Origin of the sequence: Xenorhabdus sp. PR6a (assembly GCF_028599065.1) — a bacterium.
GTDB classification, from domain to species: Bacteria; Pseudomonadota; Gammaproteobacteria; order Enterobacterales; family Enterobacteriaceae; genus Xenorhabdus; species Xenorhabdus doucetiae.
This window is the reverse complement of sequence record NZ_JAQRFJ010000029.1, coordinates 13,401-27,502: the sequence shown is the minus strand read 5'-3', so window position 1 is coordinate 27,502 and position 14,102 is coordinate 13,401. Positions and strand designations below refer to the sequence as shown.

Annotated in this window: 13 protein-coding genes; 11 read left to right on the top strand and 2 right to left on the bottom strand. The window is 46.7% G+C overall.

The window, feature by feature from the left end; genetic code table 11:
- Positions 1-12: 12 nt before the first annotated feature.
- From lepB to acpS, 6 genes are all read left to right on the top strand, one after another.
- Positions 13-984, top strand: a complete 972-nt coding sequence (lepB, locus tag PSI15_RS09670) for a signal peptidase I (RefSeq protein WP_273583355.1) — start codon at positions 13-15, stop codon at positions 982-984.
- Between the two features lie 196 nt (positions 985-1,180).
- Positions 1,181-1,861 carry a ribonuclease III gene (gene rnc / locus PSI15_RS09665; RefSeq protein WP_045971785.1) on the top strand — a complete coding sequence of 227 codons (681 nt, stop codon included), beginning with the start codon at positions 1,181-1,183 and terminating at the stop codon, positions 1,859-1,861.
- Complete coding sequence (era, locus tag PSI15_RS09660) at positions 1,858-2,763, top strand: GTPase Era (RefSeq protein ID WP_273583354.1); 906 nt, start codon at positions 1,858-1,860, stop codon at positions 2,761-2,763. The genes rnc and era overlap by 4 nt, the downstream gene beginning before the upstream one ends.
- A gap of 9 nt (positions 2,764-2,772) precedes the next feature.
- Positions 2,773-3,510 (top strand): DNA repair protein RecO, encoded by a 738-nt coding sequence (gene recO / locus PSI15_RS09655; protein ID WP_273583353.1) that lies wholly within the window; start codon positions 2,773-2,775, stop codon positions 3,508-3,510.
- An 82-nt stretch (positions 3,511-3,592) separates the two neighbouring features.
- Positions 3,593-4,324, top strand: a complete 732-nt coding sequence (gene pdxJ / locus PSI15_RS09650; protein ID WP_273583352.1) for a pyridoxine 5'-phosphate synthase — start codon at positions 3,593-3,595, stop codon at positions 4,322-4,324.
- Positions 4,324-4,704: a holo-ACP synthase gene (gene acpS / locus PSI15_RS09645; RefSeq protein WP_273583351.1), complete on the top strand. Its 381-nt coding sequence runs from the start codon at positions 4,324-4,326 to the stop codon at positions 4,702-4,704. The genes pdxJ and acpS overlap by 1 nt, the downstream gene beginning before the upstream one ends.
- Positions 4,705-4,706: 2 nt before the next feature.
- Here the strand turns inward: acpS and PSI15_RS09640 are convergent, their stop codons facing one another.
- Complete coding sequence (locus PSI15_RS09640) at positions 4,707-4,967, bottom strand: YfhL family 4Fe-4S dicluster ferredoxin (protein ID WP_273583350.1); 261 nt, start codon at positions 4,965-4,967, stop codon at positions 4,707-4,709.
- Between the two features lie 150 nt (positions 4,968-5,117).
- Between PSI15_RS09640 and PSI15_RS09635 the strand changes: the two genes are divergently transcribed.
- The 4 genes from PSI15_RS09635 (at position 5,118) to tadA (ending at position 8,035) form a co-directional block, all read left to right on the top strand.
- The gene (locus PSI15_RS09635; protein WP_045971775.1) at positions 5,118-5,765 is read left to right on the top strand and encodes a hypothetical protein; all 648 of its coding nucleotides are present in this window, start codon (positions 5,118-5,120) and stop codon (positions 5,763-5,765) included.
- Between the two features lie 87 nt (positions 5,766-5,852).
- Positions 5,853-6,758, top strand: a complete 906-nt coding sequence (locus tag PSI15_RS09630) for a DNA-3-methyladenine glycosylase family protein (protein ID WP_273583349.1) — start codon at positions 5,853-5,855, stop codon at positions 6,756-6,758.
- Positions 6,759-6,811: 53 nt separating this feature from the next.
- Positions 6,812-7,480 carry an HD domain-containing protein gene (locus PSI15_RS09625; RefSeq protein WP_273583348.1) on the top strand — a complete coding sequence of 223 codons (669 nt, stop codon included), beginning with the start codon at positions 6,812-6,814 and terminating at the stop codon, positions 7,478-7,480.
- Positions 7,481-7,513: 33 nt separating this feature from the next.
- On the top strand, positions 7,514-8,035 hold the full coding sequence (gene tadA / locus PSI15_RS09620) for a tRNA adenosine(34) deaminase TadA (RefSeq protein ID WP_273583347.1): 522 nt from the start codon (positions 7,514-7,516) through the stop codon (positions 8,033-8,035).
- Position 8,036: 1 nt separating this feature from the next.
- Here the strand turns inward: tadA and mltF are convergent, their stop codons facing one another.
- Positions 8,037-9,515 carry a membrane-bound lytic murein transglycosylase MltF gene (gene mltF, locus PSI15_RS09615; protein ID WP_273583346.1) on the bottom strand — a complete coding sequence of 493 codons (1,479 nt, stop codon included), beginning with the start codon at positions 9,513-9,515 and terminating at the stop codon, positions 8,037-8,039.
- 266 nt (positions 9,516-9,781) lie between these two features.
- Between mltF and purL the strand changes: the two genes are divergently transcribed.
- The gene (gene purL, locus PSI15_RS09610; protein ID WP_273583368.1) at positions 9,782-13,681 is read left to right on the top strand and encodes a phosphoribosylformylglycinamidine synthase; all 3,900 of its coding nucleotides are present in this window, start codon (positions 9,782-9,784) and stop codon (positions 13,679-13,681) included.
- Positions 13,682-14,102 lie beyond the last annotated feature (421 nt).

The following is a 14,102-nucleotide window of genomic DNA, read 5'->3' as shown; positions in this document are numbered from 1 at the left end:
TAAGGAGTTCAAATGGCTAACACTTTTGCCTTGATATTAACGTTAGCAACGTTAATCACCGGCATTCTTTGGTGCATAGAGCGATTTAAGTTCGCACCTGAACGTAAGAAAAAACTTGCTCATATTCAGGAACAGGCGACCGGCGCAGAAGCTCAGGGCGCTTTGGCGAAAGAACTTAACAAACCTTCATGGGTTGAAACACTTGCCTCTGTCTTTCCCGTGTTAGCCATTGTGTTGGTTCTGCGTTCTTTTGTGTATGAACCTTTTCAGATCCCTTCGGGTTCAATGATGCCGACACTGCTGATCGGGGATTTCATTCTGGTTGAAAAATTTGCTTATGGTTTAAAAGATCCGATTACGCAAACCACCTTAATCAAGACGGGTGAGCCGAAGCGGGGGGATATTGCCGTTTTCAAATACCCGAAGAACCCAACTATCGATTTTGTCAAACGCATTATTGGCTTGCCTGGGGATAAGATCGTTTACGATTACGTCAACAAAGAGCTTCAGGTTTACCCTGGCTGTGGTTGGAATACACAATGCAAGGGCGATTTACCGGTGACTTATCGGAATGCGTTCCCAAGTGACTGGACGATAAAAGAAGATGTAACACCCGAAGGTGTTCGTATCAATGGCGTTTATCAGGTTCCTGTTGATGAACCCATAGGGCCATATTCTCTCCGCCAAGGCGAACGCGTTGAAAATTTAGGTGATGTGTCACACCATATTTTGACTATCCCTGTAATACAACGTTTCCCTGGTTTCTCCCAAGAAGGCTTGCCGGCGGGGACGTGGGTTGTTCCTAAAGGGCACTATTTTGCGATGGGTGATAACCGTGACAATAGTGATGATAGCCGTTCATGGGGATTTGTTCCGGAGAAAAATCTGGTCGGCCGTGCTACTGCCATCTGGATGAGCTTTGAAAAACAAGAAGGTGAGTGGCCTACTGGCGTGCGTTTTAGTCGAATTGGTGGAATTCACTAATATTTATATATTAGCGCAGCATTAATTTATCTCACAGTGTAGAATATTCTTTCAAACGAGATGACTGGCTCCCTAAGACGATAAATGCTTTGGGAGCCAGTGCAAACGCAACAGTTTTGTAAGGCATACCACAAGTTGCCCCACAGGTCTGTTGCGTGTGCTTTTATTTGATGAATTCTAACTGAATTGGTAGCACATGAACGCCATAATAACGAACCGGTTACAACATAAGCTAGGATATACCTTTAAACAGCACGATTTGTTGCTTCAAGCGTTAACTCACCGCAGTGCCAGCAGTAAGCATAATGAACGTTTAGAATTTCTTGGCGACTCTATCCTGAGTTTTGTCATTGCCAATGCGTTGTACCAACGTTTCCCCCGTGTTGATGAAGGGGATATGAGCCGCATGCGAGCAACATTGGTGCGTGGGAATACACTGGCAGAACTGGCCAGAGAATTTGAATTGGGTGAATGCCTGCGTCTGGGGCCGGGTGAGTTAAAGAGTGGAGGGCATCGTCGCGAATCCATTTTAGCGGATAGCATTGAGGCTTTAATCGGCGCTATTTTTCTTGATAGCGATATTCAGACCATCGAAAAGATTATCCTGAATTGGTATGAAACTCGTTTGAATGAAATTAGCCCAGGTGATAAGCAAAAAGATCCTAAAACACGTTTACAGGAATATTTGCAAGGGCGTCATTTGCCGTTGCCTACCTATCTGGTGGTTCAGGTTCGTGGGGAAGCACATGATCAGGAATTTACCATTCACTGTCAGGTCAGTGGATTTGAACAGCCTGTCAGAGGAATCGGTTCCAGTCGCCGCAAGGCAGAGCAGGCGGCTGCGGAACAAGCATTAAAACAATTGGAGCTTGAATGAGCGAAGAAAAAAACTATTGCGGATTTGTGGCAATAGTCGGTCGGCCCAACGTCGGTAAATCAACGTTATTGAATCAGTTATTGGGTCAGAAAGTATCCATCACCTCCCGTAAACCTCAAACGACGCGGCATCGCATCATGGGGATTCATACGGAAGGGGCTTACCAAATCATCTATGTTGATACACCGGGTCTGCATATTGAAGAAAAACGGGCGATCAACCGTTTGATGAACCGTGCGGCGAGCAGCTCTATTGGTGATGTCGAACTGGTTATTTTTGTTGTGGAAGGTACGCACTGGACACCCGATGATGAAATGGTGGTGAATAAATTGCGTCATTTACGTTGTCCTGTCTTACTGGCTATCAATAAAGTGGACAATGTGACAGATAAAGCCCTTCTTCTGCCCCATATCGGTTTTCTCAGCCAACAGATGAATTTTATCGACGTTGTGCCGATGAGTGCAGAAAAAGGCATGAATGTTGATACCATTGCCAAAATAGCACGTAATCATATCCCACAGGCGGAACACCACTTCCCTGAAGATTACATTACTGACCGCTCACAGCGTTTTATGGCGTCAGAAATCATCCGTGAAAAACTCATGCGTTTTTTGGGTGAAGAACTGCCCTATTCTGTGACAGTGGAAATTGAACAATTTGTTACCAATGAGCGTGGCGGTTATACGATCCACGGTTTGATTCTGGTCGAGCGTGACGGTCAGAAGAAAATGGTGATTGGTAATAAAGGCAGCAAAATCAAAACGATTGGTATAGAAGCCCGTCAGGATATGGAAAAGCTGTTTGATATGAAAGTCCACCTGGAATTGTGGGTAAAAGTGAAGTCAGGCTGGGCGGATGATGAACGGGCGCTACGTAGCCTCGGTTACATCGACGACTTATAAGGCTGATGTGTGGACGGCTGGCAGAGAGCCTTCGTGCTTCATGGGCGCCCTTACAGTGAAACCAGTTTATTACTGGATTTCTTTACTGAAAACGAAGGGCGGGTACGTGTCTTAGCGAAAGGAGCACGCAGCCGTCGCTCCAATCTAAAAGGTTGCTTGCAACCGTTCACCCCGCTGCTCATTCGTTGGAGTGGGCGGGGGGAAATCAAGACATTAAGAGATGCAGAGCCTATCTCATTGGCTCTCCCCTTAACGGGAAGTGTGCTCTACAGCGGTTTATACGTGAATGAGCTGTTGTCCAGAGTCCTTGAGCAAGGCACGGCATATCCCGCACTTTTTTTTGATTACCTCCAGTGTTTACAATCCCTTGCGGCGAGTGAATATACACCAGAAAGTGCATTGCGTCGTTTTGAATTAGCATTACTTACCAATATGGGATACGGTGTCGATTATCTTCACTGTGCCGGCAGCGGTGAACCGGTATCGGATATCATGACTTACCGTTATCGTGAGGAAAAAGGATTTATCGCCAGTTTGGTTGTGGATCACTTCAGTTTTACCGGTTATGAACTCAAGGCGTTGGCAACTGGCGAATTTCCTGATCCGGCAACATTGAAGGCGGCGAAGCGTTTTACCCGCATTGCTTTAAAACCGTATTTGGGCGGGAAACCGTTAAAAAGCCGTGAACTCTTTCGTCAATTCGTGCGTAAAAAAACTGATCATCCCAACAAGAAAAATGAAAACTAAAGTAAGCCACTTTTTCATGGTAAATTCTTCATGATGAAGAGTGTAAACTTTATTGAATCTTATATTATTGCAGGAGCTAAAAATGGCTGAGGTATTGTTAGGTATCAACATTGATCACATTGCAACCTTACGTAATGCCCGTGGGACACAATATCCTGATCCTGTTCAGGCTGCATTTGTTGCAGAACAGGCGGGTGCTGATGGTATAACGGTTCACCTGCGTGAAGATCGCCGCCATATTACTGACCGGGATGTTCAATTATTGGACAAAACCATTCAAACCCGCATGAACCTCGAAATGGCGGTAACCGACGAAATGGTGGGGATTGCCTGTCAGATCAAACCAGCTTTCTGTTGCTTAGTTCCTGAAAAACGCCAAGAAGTCACAACCGAAGGCGGGTTGGATGTGTTTGGGCAGAAAGCGCACATCGCTGCGGCGGTTAAGACTTTATCGGCAGCGGGCATTCAGGTGTCTTTGTTTATTGATGCGGATCATCAGCAAATTGATGCGGCTGCCGAAGTGGGCGCACCCTTTATTGAAATCCACACCGGTGCGTATGCCGATGCAGAAGATGAGATACAGCAGGAAAAAGAGTTTTTGCGTATCAAAGAAGCGGCAACTTACGCGGCAGCTAAAGGTCTTAAGGTTAATGCCGGTCATGGTTTGACCTATCACAATGTACAACGCATTGCCGCCTTACCTGAAATTTATGAGTTGAATATCGGGCATGCCATTATTGGCCGTGCGGTATTCAGTGGCTTATCTGCGGCGGTGGCCGATATGAAGACCTTGTTGCGGGAAGCGCGCCGTTAATGGCCATTATTGGATTAGGCACAGATATTGTTGAAATATCCCGTATTGAAGACATTGTCGGGCGTTCAGGTGAACGTCTGGCAAGGCGTATTTTAAGTGACGGAGAGTGGCAGCAATATCAGCAGCATCACCAACCTGTCCGCTTTTTGGCAAAACGCTTCGCAGTTAAAGAAGCGGCAGCCAAAGCGCTTGGGACAGGTATCCGCAATGGACTGGCCTTTAATCAATTTGAAGTGATTAACGATCCACTGGGAAAACCCACGTTGAAACTTCATGGTGAAGCTGACGTGCTGGCTAACAAACTGAATGTCACATCCATCCATGTCACACTGGCAGACGAGCGGCGTTATGCCTGTGCGACAGTGATATTGGAAAGTTAAATTCAGATCTTATCAGCATGATGCAGGAGCACAAACTTATCCCATAACTGCTCTTCGGTTTCCTGATGGTGAGGATCAAGGATAATGGTATTCGTGATCGGGCAGACAGATTGGCAAGTTGGCTTTTCATAATGCCCGACGCACTCGGTACAGCGTCCAGGCTCAATTTCGTAGATCTCCGCGCCCATGGTGATGGCCTGATTCGGGCATTCGGGTTCACACATATCACAATTAATGCAGCGTTTAGTAATTAATAGTGCCATTTCAGTATCTATATACAATAATCTGCGGCAGATGTTAACACATTTGGGATTTTCATTCACAATGTTTTTCACTCACAATTATAGAAGACGATCCCGTCTATTTATCATGGTATATACTTAAAGATATTTTAAATTCTTTAGAGTAAAAACATGATTGAATACATCGTAAAACATGGTAATGATATCGTGAAAGTCTTAGGGTCGATTGGTACGTTTATTGGTATTATCCTGTCGGTCTTAAAAAAACTTTATGCAGATGTATGCGTGCTGAGAGAAAGAAAAGCGATAAAATACATTAAATATCTGAATGAATATAGTATTTATTTAAATGAACGGGATAAAGAGTATATCAAATATGAAATTGCATCTGAGATCATGTTTGATATCACCAAAATAAAATCTGATAAGTTCAGGGATATATTTATCAGGTTGAAACAAAATGGATTGAGTTCGGAATATATAGATAACCTTAAAAAATTGAAAACATACACGGTATTAAATGCGGGCATCGTTCAAGTCAAAGTCAGTTCTTCTTATTATCTTACTTCTTGGTTTGAAAAACTATTTTCAATCTATTTTTTCACGTTGTCATTTGTCGTATTAATGGTTTTTTTATTAAAAGCGGATGCACTGAGTAATACAATCGGCAGTGCTTTAGATTTCTTTTTGGTTACCTTAAGTATGACGTTACTGATGGGAATAGGCATTTATCTATTAGTGTTAAGCCCGTCAAAATATCAAATTCAAAAATTAAATAAAGAATTAATTAAATATAACATTGATCATGTTGATTTGTAGACTAAATTTGTTGATTTTCCATTGTATCTAAACTTGAAGTCTGTTAGATAGTTGGCTCAATTCTAATCTGTTTCTGGAGCTATCCTAATGAACACGAGCTGTTTAACAGAAATTATATTACCTAATAATTATCACACCAGAGACTTTTTAGCTTTTCATCAAAGGGATGGTCTGGGGATTGCTGAAATTGTGCAGCAGAACCAAATTAAAAAAGGCATTATCTGGCAGGAAAATCCCGCGCTGTTGACTATCACAATAGGAAAGAACAGGGCGAAAATCCAGCTTGATATTGATGGTGATAATGTTTGTGCTTCGCCACATGAAGCATTATCGGCGCTGGCTTCCCATATGCTGGGTTTAAAACAACCGGTCGACATATTCGAATCCCGTTATCAAGATCATCCTGTTATTGGCGAGTTGGTGAGCAGACAAACCGGATTACGGATTTATCAATCCGCGACCCCTTTTGAAGCGCTCAGTTGGGCGATTATCGGGCAACAAATTAGTTTAAGTGCCGCCATTTCCATTCGGCGGCGTTTTATTCAAGCCGTGGGTATCCCGCACTCTTCTGGGTTATTGTGTCACCCGAATAATAAGCAGATAAGGCAATGTTCGCAGCATGATCTGCGTCAATGTGGTTTTTCTGTCGGGAAAGCCAATGCGTTATTGCAGGTTTGCCAACGTATTGATTCTGGTGAGTTGGTGCTGAATATTCCCGTGGGCGAAGATAAAGTGAAACTATTGACGGATAGCCTGCTGGCTATTAAAGGTATTGGCATGTGGACCGTGAATTATGCCTTGCTACGGGGGTTCAATTACCTGGATGGTTCGCTGCATGGCGATGTTGCCGTAAGGCGTAATCTCCAATATTTACTCAATCAGGAAGATAAAGTCAGCGCAGAACAGGCAGAAAAATGGCTGGCTGATTTTGCTCCTTGGAAGGCCTTGGTCGGCGCGCATTTATGGCGACAACAATCCCGTAGTGGATATTGATGCGTTTTTCTTTTTGCTAAGATGATATTTCCATTCATTGAGAGGTTTTGGTTATGTTATCTTTTTCCCCGTTTGACGATTTAGCCCAACAGCTTTTACCCCTGGCAATAGAAGGTGATGATGGTGCCCATGATATTGCACACCTTTACCGGGTATGGCGGAATGCCAGACAAATTTGTCAAGCGGAATCTGGCAACTTGCGGTTAGTATTCGCCGCTGTACTACTGCATGATTGTGTCAATGTTGAAAAAAATTCCCCCAACCGCCATCTCGCCTCGCGCATGGCAGCAGAAAAAGCCGCCTTGATACTGCAAGATCTGGCATGGTGTGAGGAAGATATCAGTGCCGTCTGCCATGCTATTGAAGCGCATAGCTTTTCAGCGGACTTAACCCCCAGAACATTAGAAGCGAAAATCGTGCAAGATGCGGATCGGCTGGATTCTATTGGCATGGTTGGGGTTGGGCGTTGTTTTTACACCGGCGGCCGTATGGGGTCTTCCATGTATGACTTTCATGATCCGTTGGCGAAACAGCGTGAATATGATGATAAGGCTTATACGGTCGATCATTTTTATACCAAGCTATTTAAAATTGGATCAGGATTCCAAACAGCATCAGGCCAAAAAATGGCGCAAGAAAGGACAGCGCGTATGAAATGGTTTCTTGATGCGTTTCTTGATGAGATTCAGGTTGAATCCGCAGATTGCGATGATTGGGTATAATAGGCGGAATTTTTATAAGCAAGAGAATGGGTAGTGGCAGAAATAGAGGCAGTGACCGAAAATTTTAGTGATGAATATTGGATGCGCCGGGCAATCGCGTTGGCGATGCAGGCACAGGCAAAAGGTGAGATCCCGGTGGGGGCGGTCTTAGTCGCAGATAATAAAGTGATTGCCGAAGGATTTAACCATCCCATCACTGACCATGATCCTACCGCCCATGCCGAAATCATTGTGTTACGGCGGGGCGGGAGCCAATTGCAGAATTATCGTTTGTTGAATACGACACTGTATGTCACGTTAGAGCCTTGTGTCATGTGCGCAGGCGCCATGGTACACAGCCGGATACAGCGGCTGGTCTATGGTGCCAGTGATATGAAGACGGGAGCCGCAGGTTCATTGATTGATATATTGCGCCATCCGGGCATGAATCACCAAATTGAAATCACAGGTGGTGTGCTGGCACAAGCGTGTTCCACAATGCTGAGTGCTTTTTTTAAACAACGCAGGGAGCAGCATAAGGCATCGAAAAAGTTGAAATCTCAACAACAAACCTAACTCAAGCCGTTTTTTCAGATTGCGTCGGCGTTTTATTCTCCGGCGCTTTGGCGTCAGTTTCTGCCGCATCAGTTGCCGCCTTTTCGGCTTCTGCTTTCTCGCGGTTGGCTTTTGCCTTGAGGTAGCCTTCCAGACTCAACGCGTAACGTCGAATATTTTCAACGTAACGATAGGCTTCATAGCCACGGGCATAACCGTAGGTTGTACTGGCGTAGTACCTTTTCTTGCTTAACAGGGGAAGGCGCGCTTTAACATCCAGCCAACTGTCTGGATTCCCTTTTTGCGTCGCGGTTAACTTGCGGGCATCAAGCAGGTGCCCATATCCCATGTTGTAGGCGGCGAGGGCAAACCAGATGCGTTCATCCGCAGGAATGGTGTCTGGCAAACGCGCCATCAGGTAGTGCAAATAAGCCATCCCACCTTTTACGCTCTCTTCTGGGTCCAGCCTGTCATGAATGCCGGCCCATTCTGCTGTCGGGCGAGTGAGCATCATAAGGCCACGCACGCCGGTGGGGGAAGTGGCTTGTGGGTCCCAGTGTGATTCCTGCCATGCAATGGCTGCCACTAAATGCCAATCGAGCGAACCCGCATATTTTTCAAAAATGGGCTGATAGGTTGGCAAGAGTTTGTTGATAGCGCGAATAAATGAAAGGGTATCGAAATAATCGAAAGAACCGACATGGCTGAAATACTTTTCCTGTAGCCGCGATAGGGTGCCGTTTTCCGTCAACATACTGAAAAAATCGAGCATGGCGGAGGAGAGACTATAATCGTCATTGCGCTTTAAATACCAGGTCAGGGGACTCTCTTCACTGACATCAAAAGCAATCGCCAAATTGGGATGAATACGCTGTTGCAGGGCTAAGCTGATGGAGTCGCTGATGGTATAGTCGATTTTCCCCTCAGCGAGTTGTTCGAGCAATTGTTGGGTATTTTCGCGTGACGTTTCTTCCCAGGTTAACTCAGGATAAGACTTCGTTTTCCACCTTTTCAGTTCGCTGGCATGAGCCGATCCTGCCGTGACGATCAGTTTGCCTTGTAAATCGCCAAACGAACGCGGGCGTGTCGCTCCCTTGCGATAAACCAGTTGTTGTATGACTGAAGCATAGGCAGGGCCAGTGCGTGTCTGAGCCAGCCTGTCTTTATTGTAGATAAGCCCGGCAGCCAGGAAATCCGCTTTATCGTTTTCCAGATCGTCAAAAAGCTGGTTCAGGTTGGGACGAAACTTAATGACCAGTTTTACACCCAGATAATCAGCAAATCGCTTGGCTAGTTCATAGTCGAATCCTGTGGGTTCATTTTTGCTGTTAAAAGAGATGAGAGGAGAGCTGATGGTACTCACCCGCAGCTCTCCCCGTGCCAGAATTTTATTTATCTGCTCCTGCTGCTTATTGGGCCAATTAATATTGAGGCCAATGATGGCGGCAGAGAGGAGCGCGATAATGACGATAACAAAATAATTTATCTTAATATTATTCAAACAGTTATCTCTTTCCAGAACGTTCGGCGTTCGTATGAAATGCAAGATAATAGCATGGTTAAATTTCCAGTAATCGAGAATTTTGCGTAACAAAGTGGGGATGTGCAACCCTATTAAATCAATTTTGGCATTTTATTACGCGTATTGCTGGCTTGATAAATAACCACGCAAACGGTTTCGTCAAAGGAAACATTGCTCTATAATGCGTGCAGTTTCCCCTGAGGCATCAGTCAGGCTTTGCGTCTAAGATGAGAGAACCTATTATTATGGAAATTCTGCGTGGCTCACCCGCTTTATCGGCATTTCGTATCACTAAGCTCCTTTCCCAGTGTCAAGATCACCATCTCCCTGTCAGCGACATTTATGCAGAATATGTCCATTTTGCAGAAGTGAGTACCCCAATCACGGCAGATGAGCGAGAGAAATTAAATCAGTTATTAAAATATGGACCCTCTCTGGCCGAACTGGAGCCTAAAGGACACCTTATATTAGTCACACCTCGTCCGGGTACGATATCCCCCTGGTCGTCGAAAGCGACAGACATTGCCCACAATTGTGGGTTGAACCAGATTGTCCGTCTGGAAAGGGGCATTGCCTATTATATTCAGGGGACGGAAATGGATGCGGGGCAATGGCAAACGTTGTCGGCGTTATTGCATGACCGCATGATGGAAAGTGTGTTCACTCAGTTTGAACAAGCCAAAGTGCTGTTTTCTCACCAGCAACCTGCGCCGCTGAAACAGATTGATGTCTTGCAATCGGGACGGGCAGCACTGGAATCGGCCAATATTGAGTTGGGATTGGCGCTGGCAGCGGATGAAATTGATTATCTGATGAATGCCTTTCAGACGCTGGGGCGCAATCCCACGGATGTGGAGCTGTATATGTTTGCTCAGGCCAATTCTGAGCATTGTCGCCACAAGATTTTCAATGCAGATTGGGTTATTGATGGTCAGGCTCAACCCAAGTCTTTGTTCAAGATGATCAAAAACACCTTTGAACAGACGCCGGATTATGTACTCTCTGCCTATAAAGATAACGCGGCGGTGATGGAAGGCTCTCATGTTGGCCGCTTTTTTCCTGATGCCAAGACCGGCGCTTATGACTATCACCAAGAGCCAGCCCATATCTTGATGAAAGTGGAAACGCATAACCACCCAACCGCGATTTCGCCTTGGCCGGGGGCAGCGACGGGCTCAGGCGGTGAAATTCGTGATGAAGGCGCAACCGGGCGGGGCGCCAAGCCCAAAGTCGGGCTGGTCGGTTTTTCGGTTTCAAACTTGAGAATTCCAGGGTTTGAACAGCCGTGGGAAGAAGATTTCGGTAAACCGGATCGCATCGTCAGTGCCCTGGATATCATGCTGGAAGGCCCATTGGGCGGCGCGGCGTTCAATAATGAATTTGGGCGTCCGGCCTTGCTGGGGTATTTCAGAACTTATGAAGAAAAAGTCAGTTCCCATAACGGTACAGAACTGCGTGGTTATCACAAGCCTATTATGCTGGCCGGCGGGATCGGGAATATCCGTGCAGAGCATGTGCAGAAAGGGGATATTCCGGTCGGCGCAAAATTAATTGTGTTGGGCGGGCCGAGCATGAATATCGGTTTAGGGGGCGGTGCAGCCTCTTCGATGACATCGGGTCAGTCTGATGCCGACTTGGATTTTGCCTCTGTACAGCGTGACAATGCCGAGATGGAGCGCCGTTGTCAGGAAGTTATCGATAGTTGCTGGCAATTGGGCGATAACAATCCCATCTTATTTATCCATGACGTCGGGGCGGGGGGCTTATCAAATGCCATGCCTGAACTTGTCAGCGATGGCGGTCGGGGCGGGCGTTTTGAGTTACGCCATATTCTTAACGATGAACCCGGCATGAGCCCCTTGCAGTTATGGTGCAATGAATCCCAAGAACGCTATGTGTTGGCCGTCGCGCCAGAGCAATTGGCGTTGTTTGAAGAAATGTGTCGTCGTGAACGAGCCCCGTATGCGGTGATTGGGGAAGCTACACAAGAGCGGCATTTGCTGCTGAATGACAATCATTTTGCTAACCAGCCGATTGATATGCCGCTGGATGTCTTGCTCGGTAAGACGCCAAAGATGCTGAAAAATGTTCAGACCTTGCAAGCCAAGGGGCAACATTTAGATCGCAAGGGTATCGATCTGGCGGAAGCGGTAAAACGTGTCCTGCATTTGCCGGCCGTCGCTGAAAAAACCTTCCTGATTACGATTGGCGATCGTTCCATTACCGGCATGGTTGCCCGTGATCAGATGGTTGGCCCCTGGCAAATTCCGGTCGCAGATTGTGCGGTGACGACCGCCAGCTTGGACAGCTATTATGGCGAAGCCATGTCCATCGGCGAGCGAACCCCGGTTGCCCTGTTGGATTTTGCGGCATCGGCGCGTATGGCGGTGGGGGAAGCGCTGACCAATATCGCGGCCGCCTATGTACAGGATCTGAAACGGGTGAAATTATCGGCTAACTGGATGTCAGCCTCCGGCCATGCGGGTGAAGATGCGGGCTTGTATGCTGCGGTCAAAGCCGTGGGTGAGGAATTGTGTCCGGCATTGGGGTTGACCATTCCGGTCGGCAAAGACTCAATGTCAATGAAAACCCGCTGGAGCCAAGACGGGGAAGACCGTGAAATGACTTCACCGCTTTCATTGGTGATCAGTGCGTTTGCGCGGGTAGAAGATGTGCGCTGTACCGTGACCCCCGAATTATCGACGCAAGATGACAATGCGCTGCTGCTGATTGATCTGGGCAGAGGGCAGAATGCGCTGGGTGGTACGGCATTGGCGCAAGTTTATCGTCAACTGGGGGATAAAACGGCCGATGTCCGCAGTGCCGAGCAACTGGCGGGTTTCTTTAATGCGATTCAGCATTTGATTTCAGCACAAAAATTGCTGGCTTACCATGATCGTTCGGATGGTGGGCTGCTGGTGACACTGGCTGAAATGGCTTTTGCCGGCCATTGCGGACTGCATGCCGATATCAGTGCCTTTGATGAAGATATCCTGGCCGCGTTATTTAATGAAGAATTGGGTGCCGTCATTCAAATCCGTGAAACTGACAGGGAGCAAGTTGAAAACCTGTTGGCCGATTATGGCTTGCGTGAATGTGTACACTATCTGGGCAAAGCCCGGACAGGCGATGATTTCGTGATTTCCAGTGGCAAGATGGACGTTTACCGCCAGAATCGCAGCACATTGCGCTTATGGTGGGCAGAAACCACGTGGCAAATGCAGCGCTTGCGCGATAACCCGGCGTGTGCAGATCAAGAACATCAGGCAAAACAGGATATGCATGATCCCGGCTTGAATGTGAAATTATCTTTCGATCCCACCGAAGATATCGCCGCTGGCTATATTTCACAACATGTTTCAAAACAAGTGCGCCCGCGCGTGGCGGTACTGCGTGAACAGGGCGTTAACTCGCATGTTGAGATGGCTGCGGCCTTCCACCGGGCGGGCTTTGAGGCCGTGGATGTGCATATGAGCGACTTATTGGCCGGGCGGATCTCATTAGATCAATTCCAGACCTTGGTGGCTTGTGGTGGCTTCTCATACGGGGATGTGCTGGGTGCGGGTGAAGGCTGGGCGAAATCCATTCTGTTTAATGCACGGGTACGTGATGATTTTGCCGGTTTCTTCGCAAGGCCGGATACGTTGGCACTTGGCGTATGTAACGGCTGCCAGATGATGTCTAACCTGCATGAGTTGATCCCCGGTACAGAACACTGGCCGCGTTTTGTCCGTAACCGTTCAGAACGCTATGAAGCTCGCTTTAGCTTAGTGGAAGTGACAGACAGTCCTTCACTGTTCCTGCAAGGGATGGCGGGTTCCCGTTTGCCGATCGCCGTGGCACACGGTGAAGGGCAGGCGGAGTTCAGGAACAACCTGAGTCCGGCGGAGCTTGAAAAGCATCAGCAAGTCGCATTGCGTTTTGTGGATAATTACGGTGCCGTGACCGAAAACTATCCGGCCAACCCCAATGGTTCCGTGAACGGCATTACTGCGGTGACCAGCCTCGACGGAAGAGTCACGGTGATGATGCCGCATCCTGAAAGGGTATTCCGTACCGTCAGCAACTCCTGGCATCCCAAGGAATGGGGAGAAGATAGCCCGTGGATGCGTATTTTCCGCAATGCACGTAAACAGTTAGGTTAATTCCTCTCGCTGTTTCTAAACTTATTGACTCTGCTTGCAAAAGGCCCTGAAAATTTATCGGGGCCTTTTTATTTGACGCCAAATCGCTGTGGTTGATCATTTTCTAGGGTAGTGTCTCTATATTGCGACAATGGTGCTTTACAGTGTCTCAATATGGAGACGCTTAATTTATTGATATTATTTGAAAAATATTTTTTGATAGTGAAGTGTCATAAATAGGCGACACTCATGCTTACCAAACGGGAAGAAATAGCGATAAAAAAGGGCAATAAAGAGATGCTTTTATTTATTTATATTTAAATCAATGAATTAAAAATTAATTTTAAAGTTGGCATGTAATATGCTTAATACAGATCAGTTGCTCATTCAACTTTTTATGTCGGCCCGCAATAAGGTGGAAACATGCCACATAAGCCCAGAA

Coding starts and splice junctions, on each gene's coding strand:
- lepB (WP_273583355.1), top strand. CDS start 13: ATGGCTAACACTTTTGCCTTGATATTAACGTTAGCAACGTTAATCACC.
- rnc (WP_045971785.1), top strand. CDS start 1,181: ATGAACGCCATAATAACGAACCGGTTACAACATAAGCTAGGATATACC.
- era (WP_273583354.1), top strand. CDS start 1,858: ATGAGCGAAGAAAAAAACTATTGCGGATTTGTGGCAATAGTCGGTCGG.
- pdxJ (WP_273583352.1), top strand. CDS start 3,593: ATGGCTGAGGTATTGTTAGGTATCAACATTGATCACATTGCAACCTTA.
- acpS (WP_273583351.1), top strand. CDS start 4,324: ATGGCCATTATTGGATTAGGCACAGATATTGTTGAAATATCCCGTATT.
- PSI15_RS09640 (WP_273583350.1), bottom strand. CDS start 4,967: ATGGCACTATTAATTACTAAACGCTGCATTAATTGTGATATGTGTGAA.
- PSI15_RS09635 (WP_045971775.1), top strand. CDS start 5,118: ATGATTGAATACATCGTAAAACATGGTAATGATATCGTGAAAGTCTTA.
- PSI15_RS09630 (WP_273583349.1), top strand. CDS start 5,853: ATGAACACGAGCTGTTTAACAGAAATTATATTACCTAATAATTATCAC.
- PSI15_RS09625 (WP_273583348.1), top strand. CDS start 6,812: ATGTTATCTTTTTCCCCGTTTGACGATTTAGCCCAACAGCTTTTACCC.
- purL (WP_273583368.1), top strand. CDS start 9,782: ATGGAAATTCTGCGTGGCTCACCCGCTTTATCGGCATTTCGTATCACT.